Annotated in this window: 14 protein-coding genes; 2 read left to right on the forward strand and 12 right to left on the reverse strand. The window is 35.6% G+C overall.

Annotated features, from left to right (window positions below; all coding sequences use genetic code 11):
* Window positions 1-51 precede the first annotated feature (51 nt).
* The 12 genes from AB9K26_RS10375 to AB9K26_RS10430 all read right to left on the reverse strand — a co-directional run bounded on the left by AB9K26_RS10375 (window position 52) and on the right by AB9K26_RS10430 (window position 21,505).
* Window positions 52-1,059, reverse strand: a complete 1,008-nt coding sequence (locus tag AB9K26_RS10375) for a LacI family DNA-binding transcriptional regulator (RefSeq protein ID WP_369972502.1) — start codon at window positions 1,057-1,059, stop codon at window positions 52-54.
* A 60-nt stretch (window positions 1,060-1,119) separates the two neighbouring features.
* Entirely contained in the window at window positions 1,120-2,763 is a 1,644-nt protein-coding gene (locus AB9K26_RS10380; RefSeq protein WP_369972503.1) for a T9SS type A sorting domain-containing protein, read from the reverse strand.
* A 352-nt stretch (window positions 2,764-3,115) separates the two neighbouring features.
* Window positions 3,116-4,024 (reverse strand): glycosyl hydrolase family 17 protein, encoded by a 909-nt coding sequence (locus tag AB9K26_RS10385; protein WP_369972504.1) that lies wholly within the window; start codon window positions 4,022-4,024, stop codon window positions 3,116-3,118.
* 17 nt (window positions 4,025-4,041) lie between these two features.
* Entirely contained in the window at window positions 4,042-5,607 is a 1,566-nt protein-coding gene (locus AB9K26_RS10390) for an MFS transporter (protein WP_369972505.1), read from the reverse strand.
* Window positions 5,608-5,609: 2 nt separating this feature from the next.
* Window positions 5,610-7,109 (reverse strand): glycoside hydrolase family 30 beta sandwich domain-containing protein, encoded by a 1,500-nt coding sequence (locus tag AB9K26_RS10395; protein ID WP_369972506.1) that lies wholly within the window; start codon window positions 7,107-7,109, stop codon window positions 5,610-5,612.
* A gap of 18 nt (window positions 7,110-7,127) precedes the next feature.
* On the reverse strand, window positions 7,128-8,402 hold the full coding sequence (locus AB9K26_RS10400; RefSeq protein ID WP_369972507.1) for a glycosyl hydrolase family 17 protein: 1,275 nt from the start codon (window positions 8,400-8,402) through the stop codon (window positions 7,128-7,130).
* 17 nt (window positions 8,403-8,419) lie between these two features.
* Window positions 8,420-11,821 carry a hypothetical protein gene (locus tag AB9K26_RS10405; protein WP_369972595.1) on the reverse strand — a complete coding sequence of 1,134 codons (3,402 nt, stop codon included), beginning with the start codon at window positions 11,819-11,821 and terminating at the stop codon, window positions 8,420-8,422.
* A gap of 135 nt (window positions 11,822-11,956) precedes the next feature.
* Window positions 11,957-12,802 (reverse strand): PKD domain-containing protein, encoded by an 846-nt coding sequence (locus AB9K26_RS10410; protein ID WP_369972508.1) that lies wholly within the window; start codon window positions 12,800-12,802, stop codon window positions 11,957-11,959.
* Window positions 12,803-12,816: 14 nt separating this feature from the next.
* Entirely contained in the window at window positions 12,817-13,692 is an 876-nt protein-coding gene (locus AB9K26_RS10415) for a family 16 glycosylhydrolase (protein ID WP_369972509.1), read from the reverse strand.
* A 27-nt stretch (window positions 13,693-13,719) separates the two neighbouring features.
* Window positions 13,720-15,174 (reverse strand): Ig-like domain-containing protein, encoded by a 1,455-nt coding sequence (locus tag AB9K26_RS10420; RefSeq protein ID WP_369972510.1) that lies wholly within the window; start codon window positions 15,172-15,174, stop codon window positions 13,720-13,722.
* A 12-nt stretch (window positions 15,175-15,186) separates the two neighbouring features.
* Window positions 15,187-18,372, reverse strand: a complete 3,186-nt coding sequence (locus AB9K26_RS10425) for a glycoside hydrolase family 2 TIM barrel-domain containing protein (protein WP_369972511.1) — start codon at window positions 18,370-18,372, stop codon at window positions 15,187-15,189.
* Between the two features lie 340 nt (window positions 18,373-18,712).
* Window positions 18,713-21,505 carry a triple tyrosine motif-containing protein gene (locus AB9K26_RS10430; RefSeq protein WP_369972512.1) on the reverse strand — a complete coding sequence of 931 codons (2,793 nt, stop codon included), beginning with the start codon at window positions 21,503-21,505 and terminating at the stop codon, window positions 18,713-18,715.
* A gap of 137 nt (window positions 21,506-21,642) precedes the next feature.
* Between AB9K26_RS10430 and AB9K26_RS10435 the strand changes: the two genes are divergently transcribed.
* Together AB9K26_RS10435 and AB9K26_RS10440 are read left to right on the forward strand one after the other, a co-directional pair.
* Window positions 21,643-22,068 (forward strand): META domain-containing protein, encoded by a 426-nt coding sequence (locus tag AB9K26_RS10435; protein WP_369972513.1) that lies wholly within the window; start codon window positions 21,643-21,645, stop codon window positions 22,066-22,068.
* A gap of 4 nt (window positions 22,069-22,072) precedes the next feature.
* A complete protein-coding gene (locus AB9K26_RS10440; RefSeq protein ID WP_369972514.1) occupies window positions 22,073-22,924 on the forward strand; it encodes a helix-turn-helix domain-containing protein in 852 nt (283 codons plus the stop codon).
* Window positions 22,925-23,001 lie beyond the last annotated feature (77 nt).

The following is a 23,001-nucleotide window of genomic DNA, read 5'->3' on the forward strand; positions in this document are numbered from 1 at the left end:
AAAGATAACTCTTTTTCGATGGTTTTGAAAACCCTTTATTGTATGAGAAAACTATTTTGTGGTCTGACGCAAGTTTAGTTTTGTCTTAATAGTTTGCGTTTGGTAAGCTTCTTTATCTTTTGATTTTAAACGATTCAACAGAAGCCGAACCGATGCTTGGCCGATATCAATAGTGTGTTGTGAAATTGTAGATAATTTTGGATCTGTAAACTGAAGGACATTATCATCAGAAAAACCGATTATGGATAGTTTCTCTGGTATTTTATACTTTAGCTTCAGAGCTTTCTGAAGTGCAACCACACCAGATGTATTGTCAATAGACACAATACCATCAATTGATGGATTTTGTTTAAAAAGTGTAAGAATGGTATCTTCGACCATATCATCTTTGGCAATCGTAAGGATATGAGGCTGGTTTTTATACGATGTGCTTTCTTCAAGAGCCTTTCTATAACCGTTGGTTCTTAACTTTCCAACACTAAGATTATGAATATCACCAATAAGAACAATGTGCTTTCTCCCTTCAGACAATAATTGTTTTGTAGCATTGTAAGCTGCTCCAAAATCATCTATAATGACTTTATCGCAATCGATATCATCAGAAACCCTATCAAAAAGTACCACTGGAATATTGTGGTTAAGTATGCTGTTTATATGCTCTACTTGATTTGCTTTTTGGGACTCTTCTGCAATCGACATGATAAATCCATCAACACTGCCATCAGACAGCAGTTGTAAGCTGTTTATTTCTTTTGATTTCTCTTCATTAGTGAGGCAAGTGATGATATTGTAACCGTTTTTGGACGCTTCTTTTTCAATAGCAAAAAGTGCTTTAGCAAAAAAATGGTTCAATATATTAGGTATTAATACACCTATAGTTTTGGTGGAACTACTCTTAAGGCTTAAGGCTACTTTATTGGGTTTATAATTAAGATGTTTCGCCAAGGCCTTGACACGTTCAATAGTTTCTGGACTGATTTCCTCGCTATCATGCAATGCTTTAGAAACGGTTGAAACCGAGACGTTCAATTGTTCTGCCAAATGCTTTAATGTAACCATAATAAAAAAAGAGTGTACTTGATAAAAATACACTCTTTAATTTTAATTTAAAAACAAATATTAGTTTTTGACCAACTTTACAGTATCTGAACCTGAATCAGTAGTAATGATTGCGAAGTAAACCCCTTTGTTCAAGGCTGTTGCATCAATTCTACTAACGGATTGATTTGGATTAACAGTCAATACTTCTTTGCCTAAAATATCAAATACCTGAACTTGTGTAACCACTGTATTAGAAACTACAGTCCAATTATTTTGTGTTGGATTAGGGAACACTTTGAATTCGGTTGATGCCGATTCTGGTGTTGAAAGCGTACCTCCATAAAAATAGATATTACTTAAAAACACTTCTTTTGACCCTAAACTACTTCCTAAATCCAGCGTATTGAATTGCACTAATGACAATTGTGATAAATCAACTGGTGACGCAGCACTATCAATATCTCCAAAGTCGTTTAAATTTCCACCACTAGGTAACATTAAATCTACTGATACCCAAGTCCCTGAATCGACAGCATCTAATTCAACCCTTGCAATATTAGCACCATTAGCGCCTGGATCAGGATCAAGCAATCGAATTCTTAGCACATCGTTATCTGCAAGGTTTTCACAATAAATATCAACATGCATCATAGCTGCAGCAGTAATATCGACAAAAGCACTTCCAGGGAACCAGTTAAATTGGAATCCAGAACCGCCTAATATTGAGCGTGCTTCATCATTTCCATCCGTATTTAAGTCAAAATTAGTTAAGGCTCCTCCAAATGTATCAACTTGAGGAACATTTATGTTAGAGTATACATCACTAATAATAGAAATTGCAGCTTGATTTGGTGGTGTTGGTGCAGCTGGTGGTAACGCTGGAAGTTCAGTAAAGTTAACTGTATAGGTTTGCATATTTACACCATTAGGAGCCGTTACATCGAGAGTAGCAGTTCCTGGCACACCAGAAGCTTGTGTAACACTAACACTAGAAGACCCATTACCAGCTTGGGTAGCAACACCAGCAACCGTTGGTGCCATTGTTGTTCCGTTAGGTAACTCAACATCGTATGTCAAAGTATTTGGAGAAAAGCCTGAAACGGTCATCCCATCTAAAGTCAAATCAGAGAGTGATGCATCTTCATTTGGATCTACTACATCTCCAACTTGAACAATATTGTCTATATACCAAATGCCACCATTTCCAGCACCAACTGTAGTACATGCTGGATTACCTTCACAAGCAGGATCATAATTTGGTTGAATTACCAATACCGAATATTGCTCGGAACCGGTTAAACCAGGTTGGTCAGTAAAATCGAAAGTTACATCTGTCCAAACACCAGCATTTGCAATAACAACATCTCTGTTATAAGTAGGCTCACCACTTAAACCAATTTGAATCTGAAATCGAATACTCTGTCCAGCTACAGGAGCCCAAACTTGCATAGTGAATTCAGTACCATTAGCAAGGTCGATCAAAGCTGATCCTGGCGTTTCGAAACCAAAACCACCGAACCAATCGGCTGAATCTGGTTTATTGACTTCAAGAACACGAGCTGAAGCATTCCCATTAGTATCAGGATTCACAATATTTCCAAAGCCTAAATTACCAAATTGGAATTGCGGTAGCACACCCGGATCTTCAAAATCCCAAAGTGTTGTTTGTCCGAACATCATAAAAGATGTCAAGAGAAAAGATAAAAAAGTAATTTTCTTCATAATTATAGAATTAGAGATTATTAAATTGTTTTTTTGTTATTATCATAAAAATAGGTTTAAAAAAGTATGAATTCCACAAATCAACCTCAACAAAAAACATACAGATTAAAAAAAAACGCTAAAAATTTAAATCATCTTGAAAATACCATTATCACTGACTTTTTTAGGTTTAAATATCAAATCTTAAAATAACGTTAATGGTGTTATTTACACTTGTGTATAGGTAATGTTGTGGTTTAATTTTAACTTGTTAAGACCTTTATTGCATTATATAAATTTGAACCATACTGATTATGGGTTCTGTAAAGCCTTACACAACCATTTGCTACATGAGATGTTGCAATCCATCCCATTAAAATTTTAATTTCTCATGCTTATCCCACAGTCCCCAAAATGCACCTACATCACCTTCATCACCTGTTTTCCATGATTCATCAAAAGACGAGAAATAGAACATTTCAATATTAGCTTTAGCAGACCATACTTGGCTATTGATAAAATATCTCATAGCATTGACCTCGTTAGATGCTGCTCCTTTAAGACTACTCCCTTGACTTGGCCAACCCGTTTCAGTAATGATAACCTTCTTTCCTTTAGCTGCATCAACAGCTTGGCCATACATTTGTTGCATGTGTGCTAGAGAACCATCAATATGACAACCTTCCCAATACGGATAACAATTACTAAGAACAACATCACTTACTTCAACCAATTCTGGGTGTCTAGAAAATTCATAATATGCATCAACATAACCTACAGCTATATGAGGTATAGCCTTTTTAACACGTCTTATATAATCTAATAGTTCTTCCAAGGTTAAATCGTTGCGATATAAAACTTCATTACCTACTGCTGCAATATCAACAACACCCTCATTAGCTAATTGAATCAATCCTTCAAGTTCTTTTTCATTGTCCTCTTTATCATCTCCCAACCAAGCACCAACCATAGTTTTCATTCCATGTTTATGGGCTATTCTTGGAATATGTTCATTGCCTTCAATACAAGAGAAGGAACGCACCCATTTTGAATAAGGCTTTAAAATTTTGATGCGACGCTCTACTTGAGCTTCAGTAATTACATCACCTGGTTCTTGACCATCTTCATACATACTAAAGCAAATTCCATGCATCCCTTTATTTAAGGTTGAACGCCATAAAGCTTTTAATTCCTCGAATGAGTAATCACTGAAATCAATTCCGGAATGCTCAACAAAATTGATTCCTGAATGTTTATGATAATCTTGATCTCTATACGACATGTTCTAACTTTTTGATTTTATAGTTCTCCTCGTCTTTCAACAAGTTCTTTTTTAATTTTTCTAGCTCTATCTTCTGTTAAGCTATATTTCCACATGACCCAAATTGCTAAAGCCGCTGTAAATGATGGAATTATAATGTCTGCTATTCGTAATCTATTCATCGTTTCAACGGACTGTTCAGTTATATTTGGATCGAAACCAACTATTTTTAAGATCAATCCACCTAAAACCAAAGCGATAGCTTGACCCAATTTTACCATCCACCAATAGATAGCACCAAAAGTCCCTTCTTTTCTCGGCATGCCATTTTCTAACTCATCCAAATCACATACATCTGCCGTCATTGACATCATTAAGGTAAATAAACCTCCCATTCCAAATGCAAAAAGAGGAATTGGTAAAAAGATTAACCACGGAATCTCGCTTCCATGTTCAATACTGAACCAAGACATTCCAACTTGATCTAAAAATGGATTAATAGATTCAAATACTGAACCAACTCCTGAATTAAGACTTTGACCTAAACTGGTTTGGTTAAACTGGGCATTAAGGTCTTTATCAAATCCCCACCATTTCAGTATATAACCAATTATTGATAACATTGTTGAAATTATAAACGCTCTCTTTTTTCCCCATTTATTAGCCATTTTAGATATGATAGGGATAACAATAAAAGCCGTAATCATGGCATTAATCGTATTAAACCAAGCAGGCCAAGTTCCAGCAAGCTCATAGCTTCCGGTATACATATAAAAAACGATTATAAATACACCAAATGCTGCCACTAATTGAAATCCGTTAAAGACCAAAAAAGTAGCACCACATAATTTCATAAAAGGCTTGTTTTTTGAAACTTGTACTATTCCAGAAAACAATTCTTTCATATTAGCTGCTAAAGTCTTAAAATTGATTTCCTTTCTGTTTTCCATATGTGCGGAATCAATCCCTTTACAAAACAAAGCTGGTAATACTCCAAAAACCACACACATAGCTCCAACAATAAGCGCCATTGTACGGACACCTTCAGTTTGCGTATTGAAGGTTTCAGAATCTGGAATGATAACATATAGCCAAGGAACAATCATCCAAGCAATTTGTCCCATGGTATTTGAAAATGCCATCAATCTTGTACGTTCATTATAATCTGAAGTCATCTCATAACCTAAACCTACAAGTGGTGTTGCAAACATTGTATTTCCAACAAGAAAAAGGATTTGTAAAATCATGACATGCCAAATGATATAGGTCTGCGAGGCATTATCATCAAGTTGCCACATTAAAAAGAATAAAATTCCGCTTATAATGGCTCCTAAGAAAATATATGGTCTTCGTCTTCCCCATCTCGATTTGGTGTTATCAGAAATGAATCCCATAATTGGATCTGTGATGGCATCAAATATTCTTGGTAAACCTCCTAAAAGACCAGCCCATAGTGGATCGACTCCCCAAGCTGTTAACAAAAAGAATTGAATAAAAACACCTAATGTACCAGGTAGAATATTCAAAATAAAATGTCCTGCACCAAATGCAGCTTTTTGTCCAATAGGCACTTTATCTTTTGCAGCAGTTTTGTAATGTGACATGATTATTGTGTTTTAGTTGGGATTATTATCGTCTGTAATGCTTGGGGACTGATCTTAATTTTCGCTTTTTTTGAGTCGATGTCCAACTCGAAGGATTTTTCGTTAGGACCTTCATTGAATACTACAACAGCTATAGATAGGTCTGGGTTTTTAGCCGCTGACACCAATAATTCCTTATCAGGATTATTTACATCAATAATTTCAGCATTGGGACGAATATACTTGCTGAAATGAGCCATTGTATAATACAACGGTGTAAAATAAATCTCATCATTTTCTGGGTCCACAATAACTGGAGCCACACACCAATTCTTAAACCAATTTGGTCCACCTTGACGGTCTAGAACCATATTCCAATCGACCCAACCATCAACCCAATTATTCAAACAACCTATAATATCACGTGCATAACGGTTTACAGGTGCATATTTTGGATGCAAGTATTTTTCGTCTTCTGCTGCCCAGTCCCAGCCCCAATCTGTTGCTTCCTTAGACCAATACCATAAATCATCTTTCCATTTTGGCACTTCAGAATCCACGCAACCTTCAGTTTCAATCAAAAATTTATTGGGTGCTTTATGATGTGCGTATTGTAAAGCCTCTGGAAACACCTCATACGTGCTTTCATACCAATGGATAGCTGTTCCATCGAAGTATTTAGATGATGCTTCATCCCTATACATGACATCTACCCATTCTTTAAGTCCGGCCCTATTCTGATCGTATCCCAAAATGATTTTATCACCATGGCCATCCCTTTCTAATTTCGGACCTAAATGATGCTGTACAAAATCGGTCATTTCCTCTGGAGTAAAATGCATACTTTCCCAGTTATTACCATTACCGTGAGGTTCATTTTCAACAGTGAATCCCCAAATATCAATTCCTTCTGATTTGTAAGCATCAATGTATTTTGAAAAGAACAATGCCCAGGTATCATAGTATTTAGGCAATAACTTTCCTCCTACCCATTCCTTGTTGTCCTTCATCCAAGGTGGTGCAGTCCAAGGTGAAGCAAAAATTTTAAACCCTTCTTCTGAAGTTGCTATAGCGTCCTTGATCATTGGAATTAAATCATCCTTATCTTCATTTACTGAAAAGTGCTCTAGATCCATATCCTCTTCTACAGGAGCATAAGAATATTGGTTCAAAGAAAAGTCACACGAATTCATGTGTGTTCTCGTTAAAGAATAATTGGCACCATCTTTAGAAAAATAAGCCTTCAGAATTTTTTCTCGGTTTTCCTTACTTAATTTATTCAGCAAATAGGCAGATGATTCCGTAAATGCACCTCCAAAACCTGTAATCTTTTGATACGTTATTTCTGGGGAAATTTTAATTGTCATCAACGAGTCATCAGTTTGCAGTAGAGGAACTTTAGCAAGCTTATTTCCACTTGCAGAAGTTTCAACAACCTTGACTTTTAATTGTTCTTGCTTTTCTGTACAACTCATCATCATAAATAAAAACAGGGAACAGAACACATATTGTAATGTTTTCATATTCTTTAGTTTTGATAATTACCTATTGGCCATAATTTCATTTAAAGCGGGTGGCACTTTTACTTCTTTCATTAATTCATTTACATCACCTCCATAGGTTTTTCTAATCGATTTTCCACCTCTGGAAAGACCATTAAAAACTCCTTTGTCAACTAAATTCCAAATAGGATATTTAGCCTGTCCATCTATTGTGAACAAACCGAAGTGGTTTTCTGAACCATTTGGATGTTCGGCATCTTTCCATTGTTCGTTAAAGGCTTCAAAATAAAAACACGAAATTCCATTGGCATTGGTCCACTCTCGCATTAATTTATAGTAAACACCTTGTTTATATTCGTCTGTTGCTCTTGATCCGTTATCTCCGTAAAATCCTTTTGAAACAGATGCCCAACCTGTTTCTCCTATATGGATTGGTTTGTTGACACCTAAACTTTTCATGTAGTTGGTCACGCTATCGTATTGCTTTTTAGCAAACTCCAAAGCACGATGCATGGCATTATCGATCTTCTCGATGTTAGGTAAGTTCGATTCACTTTCTGGAACACCCCAAAATTCTGGGTTGTAATGTGTGTTATGATAGGGATACGTATGCATGGAAATATAGTCAACCGCTTTGATCAATTCTTCTAAATCCTTCACATGATAAGAGTCTTCGCCTCCTCCCCAAGATGCAAAGTCATCAGAACTTGTAATCCATAATGTTTTTGGCAACTTTCCTTCATTTTTTAAGTTCTGAAGATGTTTTACCCATTTCAAGATGACTTTAGGCTGAACATAGTAACTCGCAGCCCATTTTACCATTGCTTCATTACCAACCGCAAGCACTTTTACAATGTCTGGATATTGATTAGCTAACTTAACGGCACGTTCAATCTCACCAGCGTTTTGCGGACTTTCAATATCATGATTTACAGGTTGGTCAGTCCATGCGTTTAAGCAATCGATCCATGCTCCGAGCATCACATACATTTCAAAATCAGAATCTTCTTCCTTAAGCTCTGTAATTGCTTTTAAAACATTAGACGCATGTGGCAATTGGACGTTATAAGTACGCAACACTTTAATTCCCATTGCTGATAAGAGTTTCATATCCTCCTTCAACTGCTTTACTGAAGGCTGGCTGTCTCTTGACTTGGCACGATAACCACCATAGGAAATTGCTAAATAATCGGGATTACCTAAAATATCCTCAGCTGTTACTTGTTTAGGTTTTTGCATTTCATTATCAGATTTTGGGTTTTGCTTACAAGACAACATAAACAATGAAATAACCATTATCACTACTATGTTCATCTTCCAGATCATGCTTCTTATTTTAAAATTGTTTTATTTACAGAAACAATCAATTTTTCAATAGTATTGTTGCGCTCAAATAATTCTGAGCTTAATGACTTGTTTAAAGTCAAACCGCCAATATGTTCAACAGAACCATCCATTTTATAAATATCTATTTGACTATCCGAATGCATTTTATAAATGACAGGAACTTGGCAATAAGTGAATGCGAGCGAATCACTTTCTAGAGCTAGTGTATTCGGTGAATTATCTAACGTGATATAATTAAATGAATCTGATTTTGATAAAAATTCATCCTTACGTAACATACATGGATTAAAGGTGATTTGTCCATCATGAACAAAGACTCCTAATTCACCTATTCGCGATAGAATATCCTCTTTAACTTGACCAGTCATTCCTGGTTGTTGAGCACCTCTTCCAGCTGGAGTATGCGAATATGGATCTGTTGGAAATGCGCCATACAGTTTTGGAGGTTTATGAGCACCAATACCTTCATTTATTTCATAATAATGCTCTAATAATCTTCCAATAACTTCATCTGAAGCATTTTGTTCTATAGCCTGCAAACAACATTCCTGGACAGCCAATTGCAATTTCGAGACCATATGCCAATAAATGGAGCCTAAACCTTCATAACCATAAAAAGTTCCAGATCTACCTGTAAAGGCTTTGTGATTAAATACCGATTCAAAAACATCTAATAATTGATTGGTCTCTTGACTTGCCAATTCAGCATATTTGGTTTGCTTAAGATTTGATAATGCCGTCTTTAAACTATTGGCATTGTTAAAGTTTCCGTTGAAGTGATAATTACCATCAATGTCTTTGGAAATAATTTGACGATTACCATCCTTCAACATTTGCTGAAGCAGTTGTGACGTTTCAACCGCCACTTCAGGTACTGTATTTTTTTCAGTAAACCTTGGCAACTCCTTATTAGGATACAATAAATAACTGTACTGATCCTCTCTGAAAAGTTTACTTTGTTTCATGGCGTCTAAAACTCCCAAAACTTCAGAAGCATTTAAGTATCCAGAACTCAAAACAGCAACCTGTCCTTCCAACATTTCATCGAGATAATCAATAGAAATCTCATTCTCATTTTCAACAGTCATTAAATTATAAGCATGATAGAGATTATCTGCACGCTTATTGGCTTTAATGCTATGCTCTAGAAAATTCAAGGTTGTTTCAACAAAGTCGCTAAATGAACTCAATGATAATGTTGATTTATTTCCAGTAAAAGCATTATTGTATATGTGGTTTCGGTAATTACTGGCTGCTTGTCCTAAGCCATCTAAAATTGTTTTTCTCTCTGTATCGGAAATTGATTTTTCGAGCAGATGCGTATGAGTTTTTAATGTCGACGACATTTGATTGAAACACTGCAGTAATTCTTCAGATATTTCTATTACTTCCTCCTCTGTATCTGTAATCAATGTTTTGAAAAAATTCAGGAAACGTCTTAAATAATATAAGGTTACCATCGAAACACCATTTCCAACCAAGGCATTGTTGGCATCATTCCACTCTGGACGTTGCGTATTCATCCAAATACCTGCTTCGGGAATAAAATTTGACACCTTCGCCAATACTGAAGCCAAAATTTTCTCAATAAAATTGACCTTACATATCGAACCATCCTTATCTCTTAGTAGTGCTCCATCGGCTCCCATCTCCTTTCGGTTTTCTCTGATCCTATGATCTAATGCCTCATCAAAATCGATGGTATCCTTTGGATTTTTCAGAATATCCTCATAAGACTTGATACGATAAGGCACATTAGCATATACAAATAAATCTTTATTGAAATAGGTTTTTAAGCGTCCTGGATAGTGACCTTCAATGAATTCCAAAAATTTCAGTAAATAAATAATTTGATGGTCGCCCCAATATCCGATGTAAGACCATGGATCGTCAGGCTCAATGGTCTCCCAATCAAATCCGTCCTTGGTTACCCGATAAGGATTGTAACCATCAAACGTAGTCGCATTTAAAAACTTATGGATCATGCTTTCAATAAACTCTGGATAGGCATGAGCCAAGGCTTCCCAGTTTTGGAAAATATCTCGCCAATTACCTTCATAATCCAAAATTTTTGAACCATCGACCTCACTTCTCGTATTTATGGAGAATTTATTCCAAGGTCGACTAGGATCACCATGTCGCCTACTGAATTTCAAAGGCATATATTCCAGACACAGTCTTCTAAAATTCTTGTCCTCATTTAAATAAGCTAACTTTTTTAAATAAAACACAGAAAACGTCTCAGGCATATCATCAAAAACACCTAATGTTTTAGAGTAGACATTTCGGTTGGCTTTGTACAAATAATTTTTGAAGTCCCATTTTTCAATTTGATAATTGTCATCAAAAATGCCACCGCGCATAATGTTGAATAACGTATTTGAAAAATGACGTGTATCCCTTTGCTTATCTGCTGTAAACTGTAATGCATCTGAAGCAGCATTGAGCTGTATCAAGCGTTTGGTACCCGTTTCAATATCAGCTAATACAGCATGAGCTAAATTTTTATCGTGCTTAATTTTATAAGTGATTTCAGCAACGGCATTGTGATCTTGATTCACATTACCAATCAACATCCATTCTTTAAAACTTTCAGGAGGCAGTTTGAAATCCGTATTAACAAAATAAGCACCCTTCTCAGCTCTAATATCAACTTCCTCATTTATGGGTTGGCCGTTTCTAAAATCATTTAACTGAAGTGATGACAACAGGTATTTTGGATTATCCAATCCCAACGACCATGCGATATTCGCTTTAAGAGCTTCACTTGGTTCAGCTTTATCAACAATAATGGCACTAAGGGCGAAAATCCCTAATCCGACTTCCTTTTCCAGTTCACTCTTTTTATAGGCATCGACCAAGTTGCTCACTCTCGTTTGTGTGTCTGATGGTACACCATAAGGCATGATATTTTGAAATCCATCAAGTGCAGAAACGTTTACAACTGTATTGGAGTTATTGATGAGTTTTGATTTCTTTACAAACCCAAAATCATTACTGGAATTCCATTGATACCTGAAGGTTAACTCCAAATCATGATTGACTTCCTCAAAAATGATTTTATTGCCATAGGTGTTTTTATAGAGATTTCTTGTGGTTTTATACAACCCTTCCTGACGAATTGAAAACGGTTCCCAAAGCGCTTCGGAATTAATTCTAAAAATGGATTTGCTTCCCGTAATTTCAGCCGATTCTGTTAGCTTATCATCAGTGTAATACGGAAAGAAAGCGTATTCACTATTTTTTCGTCCAGCAGTTAATCCACCATTACTGGAAATGAACATCCAATGGTTTGAATCACTAACAATGCTCATCAAAAAAGGACGCATAGAATCGCTATTTGAAATCTTAAAAAAAGTTTCGTTCTCAATTTCTACAATGTGCATTGCCTTATTAGTTTCCAAATTATTAACTGTATTATTCACTGTTGTTGTAATAAAATAAAATGTCTGATTGCTTCTCAATTCACTTAAAAATCAATACGGCTTCACATTTATAAAAAACGCGAAAGCCGTACTATTTTATTGTTGAATTATGTCGTCGAAATAATATACGTCTCCATCGCATGGAGCATTACGTTCAAAGTAAACAATGACACTTTGAAATGTTCCACTTGGTACATCCGTAAAATCAAAAGTTAACTCTTGCCATTCTCCTAACTGTGTAATGCTAGCGACTCTTTCTTGTGAAGGTTCTGTATTTGGAAATGGCATAAACTCTAAGCGAAGTGTAACATCTGTAAGCTGATTTTCGGCTAAAACTTTCATTTTAAATGTCTTGTTTGATGTCGCTGAAAAGTCTATGGAAGATGCCAAAGCTATGCCTACTCCAGACCAAGTTTGACAACCTGCTAGCTTTTCGTATTTATAAACGTTACAACTGTTATTGACGCCACCTAAAACAGGATTGTCGACAATAGCACCACTAATATCTCCAAAAGCATCAAATGTTGCATCTCCATTGGTTGTTAAAAAAGTCCAATTCAAATCACCATTGGCTGGATCAATATTTTCAGCCAATTCATCATCACATATGAGAGCATCAATAATGAAGGCTTTTTCAAATGTAGAGGAATTTCCATTTTCATCGAATGCTGTGAGAGCAACTGTATAGGTTCCATTTTCAGAGTATGTTACAGTGGGATTGACTAGTGTAGAAGTGTCACCATTACCAAAATCCCAAGAGTAGCTTTCAGCACCACTTGAGATATTGGTAAACGTAATTGTTCTTAAATTAACATCGCTTACAAATAATGCATTTAAGGCAACTTGAGAACCTACATTATCGTCATCATTTTCACAGCTACTGATAATAAACGACATTAGAACGACGACAACTAAACTTATTTTATGTTGAAAAAATCTCATGATTTAATATTTTATTAGTTATAAACTCTTACGTAATCTACGTACATACTCTGTGGGAATACAGTCTGAGTGTTCGGAGCACCAGGCAAATTCCCACCAACAGCAACATTCAGAATGATATAGAACGGACGATTAAATACCCATTGTCCTGCATTTGCAGGATCACCATCTTTAACCGCTTCTTCGTCAACAAGTTCAGGGGTAATTTTCTGATACAAATCACCATCAACGTAGTAATTTATATAATCAGGTCCCCATTCAATTCCGAAAACGTGGAAATCGTTGTCAAATCTATCATTCTCAAGCTGATATTCCTTTGAAACAGAATCACCTGCGTTATATCCTGGACCGTGAACAGTTCCGAAGACAACTGTTGGCTGATTTCCTAAATATTCCATTATATCTATTTCACCACATTGTGGCCAAGGATTTTGATCACAATCATTACCCAACAACCAAAATGCAGGCCATATACCTTTTCCGTAAGGCAGTCTTATTCTTGCCTCGAAGCGACCGTATTGTTGCTCAAATAAACCTTGTGTAGTTATTCTTGCAGAAGTATAATTAGACCCAGCAAAGCTCTCTTCGTTAGCTGTCATAATAAGAACACCATTTTCAACTCTGACATTTTCAGGTCTATCTGTATAATATTGCAATTCATTATTTCCCCAACCTGCAGGCAAACCCTGAGCTGTTCCGTCTCCAATTTCATATGTCCATAATGAAGGATCTGGCGCGCCATCGATATTGAACTCGTCTGCCATCACTAAATTGGTCAGTCGAGCTACTTCCTGAGTTTCATCTGTATCACAGTTTAGTGAACAAAGAATTGCACCAACACATATGACCATTAAAGTTCTAGTTCTTATGTTTATATACTTGAAATCCATAATATTAAAATGAAGATTTTAGTTAATTTAATTATTGAAGAAGTAGATGTTATCAATTAAAACATCACCACTATTTGATACGAAAATAACGTAACCAATATTATTGAAAGTTGTTAAACCTGTACCTCCTCCACCTGTAGAATTAGTAAAAGAACTTATTGGTATATCCAGACCAACCCATTGATCTTGTATTAGTTGACCTGTTGCATTAAAACCACCTGCTGAACCATCACCAAATCCATTATCGACTCCATCTGGTCCAAAATCCAATAATTCAACTATAAATGATGAACCCGCTGAAACTAATTGAACATCAACATGCACGTGTGTATAGCCAGATATATCAATAGGTGTGTCCCACCCTACACCAACAAATTGAAGGTTTTCGTATGCGATATGTTCATTCCCGTCAAATACTTGAGTAGAAATAGCAATGTCGCCATTATTAAATGCGCCAACATTTAGACCACTTAAATTTGTATAAGAATCACTATACACAGAGAGAACTTCGGAAGCAGGAAGTGTAGGATTTTCTGCATTTACAAATGCTCCTTCAGCAGTGATTTCCAAAGAGCCTTCTGCAGAAACATCTCCAATCTTAGCCGTAATAGTTGCCGTACCATTTCCTACAACTGATACCACTCCAGATTCAGATACTGTGGCTACGGAAGTATCAGAAGACATGAACGTAAAGTAATTCACTGATGGAAAAACAGTCTGGTCCAATCCAGAAGCCAAATTGACTGTATAACCTAGGCCACTAATTGTAATGTCAGAGCCAACAAATACTTCTTGTACTAAATCTTGACCATTAAATATTTGAGGACGTTCTTGACCAATTGTACCGGTGTTTTCAAATCGAATTTCATCCAACCAAAATGTCCATCCAATTTCATTGCCATTAGGACCATCTCCTAAAACATCGAAAGGAGCCGCGATATATGAAAACAAACCTCTTTCTTGTACAAGTACAGAAGGATCAGGAATAGGAATAACATATTTAGTCCAATTTGTTGTGAGTTGAATCCCATTTGCAACAACTGGATATTTGTCTTGCTCGAAATCTGCACCAAAGCCAACACTCGCCAAAGTTGCAGTTGTTGAGGCCTTAGCCCAAAATGTTAAAGCATCATAACCTGATAAATCACGACCAGCTCCTCGGTCCCTAAATATCCCTCCTGCTAAAAAACCATTTGGGTTATCAGGAGACGGGACGTCAATTCTTATAGATGATGTTCCTTCGTAAGATTCATTATCCACAACTTCAAAAGTATCTAGTGTATTATAGCCCTCTGCAGGATTGAAGGATTCAAAGAAATTATCGGTAAGCCCTACAGGAGCATCGGTGAAGACTTCAGCCGTATTAGGAAATGTCGCTGGTACAGCATCATCTGTAACGTCTCTTTCACACCCAAAAACTAGGACCATAATCATTCCTAATGCAAGTGCTTTATTTAATTTGAATAATTTAATATTTTTCATATCTAGCTATTTTTATCTTCCAATATTAATGTGTATGTATGTTCTAATTTCCCATTCATTACCGTCTTTAAATCCTTCTGGACTTAATAATGGCTGAGGTGGAAACGTATTTGGTGCAAATGTATTTGTAGGTGCGTATCTTGGAGAGAATTCATCTAGTGACCTCCATGTTCCTCTAATCCCAATTCGGGTGTTAGGTAAAATAAACCAATCTGGTTTACCTAATGTTGTTGATACATCAAGCATTAATTGAACTGGGAACGTCAAGTTAAAATCCCTGTGGTAATCAAAAGGTCCCCAATCATTCACCTTAAGGTGCGTTTCAACTTTTATGTTGTCATAAATCATTCTGATATCACCACCAAAACGCTTAATCAATCTATCACTATCACCATTTCCTTGTCCGTTTCCATAGTAGAAATTTCCAATAATTCCCCAATCAGTGCTTAACTTAGAAACTATTCTCGAGTGTATTTCCCACAAATCCTCTTGAGGTGCAGAATTTGGGAAAGCAAAGAAGGTACGATCCGCCTGAAAACCAATATGTGCATCCATTGCCGATGACATACGATGATAAACAAAACCAAGGTTCATCGCGAATTTTGCATCTTCAGCTCTGTCATTATCCCATTCATACATCCATGTTCCTGGAGTAGGATCGTATGTGACCAATAATTCACCGGAAGTCGATTTTCTGTTTCCATTTCTAACAGCGAAAGGATCATCAATAACATTTCTTAAACGACCAGGTGAAGCTACACCATTAGGCATAGGATCAACCAAAGGCATTTGCCATCTGAAATTTGGAGCAATTTGAAAATCTCCAACACCATAAGTAAAACCAGTTAAAAAGTTGGACATATTGCCACTTCCAGAATCTAATAATTTCCAACCTGTAAAAGTACGTGTTGCATCAGCGCCACCATTGGCAACGATACCCATAATTGATCCTTGGGCATACCAATTAAATTTACCGCCTTCATAAGTGATTTTAGCTTTTCCACCCCAATTATCCTTACTTTGAACTTTATCGACCACAACTTGACCGTTATCAATATCCTGGAACGAACTTCCATTTAATGGACTTCCACCCCAAATACCTCCAAGCATAATTCCAAATTTGCCAAAATCTCGTTCAACAACTAATGTTGCTCTTTCTGTTGGCCAAGGTGGTATGATACCACTTCGTAATTGATTAGCATCCAAGACGCGTCGACCAGATTCATCAAACTCTAAATCCGTATTGATGTCTCTATGATAAATACCTGTAACTGTATAGTGACCTAACTCTTTACGATATTTGAATAACATTGTTGGGTTTGCTCCCCACCATAATTGCGGTCCGAAAGCAGCCTTTAACCCTTTAGCTGCACCTTTACCATCGACTTCTATACCAAGGATTTCACCGCCATAGATATCTAGGTTAGGACCATAATTTGCTTCTGGGTATAATCCGAAGAAATCTCCTTCATAGCCCCAATGATAATGACCAGTACGATAGAATCCTCTCAGATCAAAGTCTTTAGCATTCCATTCAAACTCTGCTTGGTAGACATTTACCCTATTGACATCGTTTTCAATAATTTGCTGATCGTTGGCATCAAGGGATATAACCGGTCTTGCTCTGTTCTCATAGAAAATTTCATTTATTGGATTTTCAGCAACCTTTCCTATGACATTAAAGGTGGCACTTGCTCTCATTTGAGGCGCTGGCCTTCCTTCTACTCCAATGAAATAAGACTGCATGTGATCAAAGCCCAACTGATTAGGGTATTGGTTTGAATCTGGATCTGGATTATCTGGTGTTGTAATGAGGTTACCACCAGTATTGAAGGTTGTGAATTCAGCTCTAAGCTGACTTAATCTAATTTTCTCACTACTGCCTCCTCCTAGAGCTGCTTTATCGCCTCTAGCCCTTAGGACCGCATCCATTAAATTGATATTTTTAAAATAATTTTGAACAAATTCCAAATCGACGTCTCCTTCATAAGGATTTAACTGGTGCGCTTCCTTTAGAGCATAATAAGCTGCCCTTGGATATAAGGTATAAAGTCCTCTCGGATTAGTTGGTCCTTTAGCACAGATACCAAACCATTCCTCATTCATATTATTTGCGCCTGGGTAAGCTTCATCCCATTTATATCCTCCAGCATTCCATGTGGATTCGGTTTGTTGTGTATCGGCATCTTTTCTGTCGTCAAAACCAGCTTTCCACCAACCATCTGAAAATTGGAAGGTAAAACCACCTATGGAATTATTTGCTTTTCCTAGCCCAGCAGCATTCTCATATATTTCTTTCCAATTATTGACCATGTAATATGCCTGCATTTTTTGGTCCTCTTGATTCTCAATAGCATTGTAAGCATCAGAACCAAATTCAGTAAACATAATCGGTTTTCCATATTCATTTTTAACACGTTCAAAAGCATCACCAAATGATACTCCACGATACATGTTCGTTCCATAGATATCAACATCAGGACATTCTTCAGCTATGATTTCCAAAAACAGCAAATCGCCATTACAAATTGCAACAGGGTGATTAGCATCAATTGCTTTCATGGCCTTAGTAGCCTCATTCATCAATTTATACATTGGTCGACCGCGCAACTCTCCTACCGCATTTATTTTTTCTTCGCCATCAGGAAAATCCTCTGTCTCAGCACCTTGCCAAAACAATCCATAGTTGTTTTCGTTCCCTAAGAGATACATTAAAATACCAGGTGTATTCTTGTATTCGGTAACCATTTGTGTAATTTCAGAAAGCAGCAATTCCTGGGTTCGAGGGTCATTATAATCTGTAATAGGTGTCCATACCCCATCAATAGTTAATCCATATCGCCCAAATGAATCGTTTAACATGGTATAAATACCATAATTTTCATAGATATACTTCACCCATTTTGCTGGAACACCAGTATATTGGCGAATAACATTAACATTCATGTTTTGTAACAGTGCCATTTCTGCATCTAAACCGGCTTTAATGATATCATCAGATTTTTTATAAAATTCTGCATTGACAACATTAGTTCCGATTGGTACATAATCCCAGTTCATTCCATTAATCATGAAAGGCTTTCCATTTACCATTAATTTAGATCCACTTTCATCGGTTACGACCTGAACTTGATCAACTTGTGCAAAAAGTGATGTAGTGATTAAGAAAAGAACCAATTTTAAGATGTTTTTCTTCATTTTATTTCTTTTTAGTTGAATACTTTAGTTCTCAAACAATGAACTTTACAACGATAAGATGAGATTTGAGGAGGAAGAGGTTGTAAAATCTAATTGATTATTGAGTCAAAATTACTATTATCGTAAATTTAGTTTTTACGATTATTAAAATTCCAAAAAAGACCGCAACAAAAAACATACATCATAAAAAAACCCATGTTTTTTTGACAAATCACCAATAAACACAACAAATAAGACTGTAATTCAAGATGTTAAAAATTAACACTACAACGTTGTAAATTGTTAAAAAATCAGTTTTGTATAGGTAATGTTAAGTTTAAAATGAAGGTTGTATAGCTAATTATATTTCCAAAATATAATTTGTTAAGCTAGATTCGTGAGGTAAATCCATTTTTTTTCGCAACCTGTAGCGTTTCACCTCTACACTTCTAGGGGAAATATTTAAAAGTGGAGCGATTTCTTTTGAAGATAGGTTTAATCTTAGATAAGCACATAATTTAAGGTCGTTTGGCGTAAGTTTTGGGTGCTTTGCCTTAACCTTTTTTAAGAAATCTTTATCAGCATTGTTGAAGGCTTCTTGAAAAAACTTCCAATCATCTGTATTATTTAGATTTTTATCAATAATCTTAATTACGGGTTTAAGTGTATTATTTTTATTGACATTTTTCAACTCCTCTTTAATACCACTTAAGAACTCGTTCTTCTTAATCAAACTCATTGTTGAAATCGCCAACTCCCTGTTTTTATTATCGACATCCTGTTGCAACTTTTCATTTTTTAAATGCATCAGTTGTTGCTGGCTTTCAAGTTCTTTGAGCTCCATATCTTTTTGATTTTGGAGCATCAATTGTTTTTTCTGTTTTTTATAATAAGCTTTATAAATATTATGTACAGCAATGATAAGTAATATGAAACCGATGGTATAAAAGAGCACCATCACATTCGTCAAATACCATGGTTTTTTTATTGTAAAGGAATAACTAGGCATGTTTTGAGCTAGAGTTTTGCCTGATCTTGCCTTTAGATTAAAAGTGTATTCTCCATGAGGTAAGTTTTTGAACAATACATGTGCTTCTTTAGACCACTCACTCCATTCATCGTACAAACCTTCTAACTGGTACTGATATTCAACTTTACTAAACTTATCGTATACTGGAGCATTGAATACCAACTCAAAGTTATTGAAACTGTTTTCAAATATGGCTTGATTATTTTTGTCTACAGGTTGTTTTTCAGAACTTAAATCATAGTTACTGATAGAACTTATGGTTACACTGAAGTCTTTAGGCTGAATTTTATCTAAATCAACAATGATATAGCCCATAGAAGTTCCCAATAGATATGTATCATTGCCAATTGGTAAAATATTCTCATAACCTACCATCATCTTTCCTATTTCGTGAGGCAGGGAAAGGCTATTGATTTTTAGCGTATTACTAAGTTGTCCTTGTGACACATAACAAATGTTGTCTTTAGAAAACCCCCAAAGTCTACCATCTTTACTGGAATCTAAGATTAACTTCCCAGTTATATAAGACTCATCATCATAGATTTGGCTTAAAATACTATCCTTTTCAAATTTATCTGTTGGTTCATCATATTTAAAAATACCTTCTTGATACGCATACCAAATATGGTCTTGATATTTTACAAGAGAAGAGTTTAAGCCCTTTCTAACTTCAAAGTCATTGGTTAATTCAACAACTTCCGTTAAGTCAGAATTCAATTTAAGCCTGTATACTCCTTTGTATTCATGATTTACAAAAAGCGTTTGGTCATTATAAAAATCAAAATGCTTAGATGAAATATCAAAGCCTTTAATTTTATGACTCATCTGCCATTCCCCATTTTTCTTTTTAAGCACATAAAGTCCGTCATAATTACCCTGTAGCAAAACATCATTTACAGGTAAAATATTCCATGTGCCTTGAACATCGGAAATACTTTTAGCCTTACCATTATTGATTAAGAACGTTCCACTATCATGACCACAAAATAATTGTCCGTCGTGCTTAACTAAACTCCAAACTTGACCTTTGGTACCTTCAATTAACCTAAAATCATCATTTGAGTTAAACGATTTAAAAAACAGTCCTTGATTGGTTCCCAAGAAAAGGTTTCCATTGAAAATCGCTGAAGTATAAATTGTTCCCAGAGTTCCATCATTATCAATATAAATCTTAAAAGGTGACTTTGTGTTTATACAATTTATTCCCTTGTCCAATCCAAGCCATATATTATGTTCTGCATCTTCAAAAATTGATAAAACCGTATTGTTCGATAATCCCAAAGGCTGATTTATGGTATAATCAAGATCTCCATTAGGTTTCAGAAAAATAACACCATTGGAAATAGTTCCTAACGCAAATCTATTGTCACTCAACAATAAACTTGAATATACACTAGATTTTAAAAGTAGCGACTTTGCAGAAATCTCCCATGGCTCTAAATTACCATCCTTAAGGATAAAGAATCCGTTTTCTTGAGTTTGAACCAAAAACAAATCGTTATGTTCCAAAACTTTCACAATTGTATTATCTTGAACAATTTTGTGATTCGTTACTAACTGACCCTTTCCGTTTTCTATTTTATAGAGTCCATCATGTAATTTTTGGAAATAGATCGTATTATCAACTTTAAACATTTTAGTCAATTTCGTAGCTGACTCAATAATTTTAAACGCATCCGTTTTTTCATTATAGCTATAAATGCGGTTTAAAGATTGAAACAATATCCAATTATCAATACTTATGATGGTCCAAAACTGCTCATCTTCAATTAAACGATCCTTAATTTTATTTGAAAGTGATGTGTACTCTAAAGTTCCATACTGGCTTGGTTCCCAATAGCCAAATTCCATGTAGCAACCAGTATAAATTCTTTCGTTTAAAACCTTTACAGAACGAATAATGGTGTTGTTAGGAGAAGGATATAAATGCCATCTTTCGCCATCAAATTTTAACAAACCGTTGTTATTGGCTACATAAATTGATTTTTGGGAATCTTGACTAATGGACCAGTTTTGGCTTTCTGCGTCATATTCTGATTCAGAAAAAACATTTATTGGAGGAATCTCTTGGGCAGAGATGAAACTAAACCAAAATGAAGCAATATAAAATAGAAAAGTTCTCATGAGCATCTACACAAATATAATAGTAATAGTCCTAATATTTTACTAGTTTTATACTAACAGTTTAAACTTACTACATAAGTTTCTATTTATTATTTATAATTACCAATGTCAATCTCCGCATTTTTTATCACAGAAAGATGAAACATCGAGCTCTAGTATTCATAGCAACACTCACTTTTTTTATTAACTCTTGTGCTAACAAAGAAGCCTCAAAAAGTGATTTAATTTACAATGCTACTTGGGAATTGGAATACATTAGTGGACCTCGAATTGCCTTTGAGGGTTTATTTCCTGAAAAGAAACCGACCATAACTTTTAATAAAGACACTAAAAAAGTTGAAGGCACCAATAGTTGTAATGGTTATTCTGCAGAGTTTAAGATTGATGAAGGCACTCTATACTTTGGAGAGCCTGGTCCAACAACCATGATGTATTGTGGACAAGGAGAAAACGTCTTTTTAGACATGATGAAAAAAGTAAATGCCTACAGTTTTGATGCGGATGGAAAACTAAACCTCATATTTGATGGTGTACCCATAATGCGTTTTAAAAACATAAATTGATCACGTGAATCGCGAAATGATCGACATAAACGATTGTACTATTTTATTGGAAGAAGCGTCTACCGATAAAGCCATAGTGGACTCCTGTTTTTTTGACGAACCTGTTATTGCTATCGCATTTTATGGTGCTGGAGACGTAGGCCTTAAAGTGAAATACAAAGGAAAAACAAAAGAGTTTCATCATACCAAAGGAATGGTGTTGTCGTTTTATGCCGATGATCAGGTTGCGTTTGAACATCATGTTTCAGCAGATAAACCCTTACAATGTTTAGTCATTGCAACCGCTATTAGACAGTTAGATCGATTGCCTAATGGAGAAGGAGAATTTTTAGAGCAGTTTTTACACCAATTAGTACATCCCAAAGATCATTATGTTGAAGGCCCTGTTTTTAAAATGAATCCTGAAATGTTTTTGCTGGTTGAACAATTCTTTAGCAACACCTATGAAGGTGGCATTAAAATGATGTTCTATAAAAGTCATATGTCAGCTCTATTGTCGCATTATTTCGGACAATTAGCTAAAGAGCAATCGACAGAAATTAATGCCTCTCAACTTAAAAAAATCAACCTAGCTCAAGACATCCTTTTATCCGACATGGAAAATCCGCCATCCCTTACCGAACTCGCTCATAAAATAGGCACAAATACCAATACCCTTAAAAAAGAATTTAAAGCGCAATTTGGTGTTCCCGTCTTTAAATATCTACAAAACGAACGTTTGAAAAAAGCCTACAATCTCATCAAAAATGAAAAGAAAACCATTCAGGAAGCAGCTTGGGCAGTAGGCTATGATAGCTTAGGTTCCTTTTCGAACGCTTTTGAAAAGAAGTTTGGTTTTAGACCAAGTCAGGTATAAAATTCTTTTCGAATAAATCAAAATGCTTTTGCAATAAGTTGTTGATTTACAGTAGCTATAGATTTGTATCATAATTA

The organism is Psychroserpens sp. XS_ASV72 (genome assembly GCF_041224425.1).
In the GTDB taxonomy this organism is placed as follows: domain Bacteria; phylum Bacteroidota; class Bacteroidia; order Flavobacteriales; family Flavobacteriaceae; genus Psychroserpens.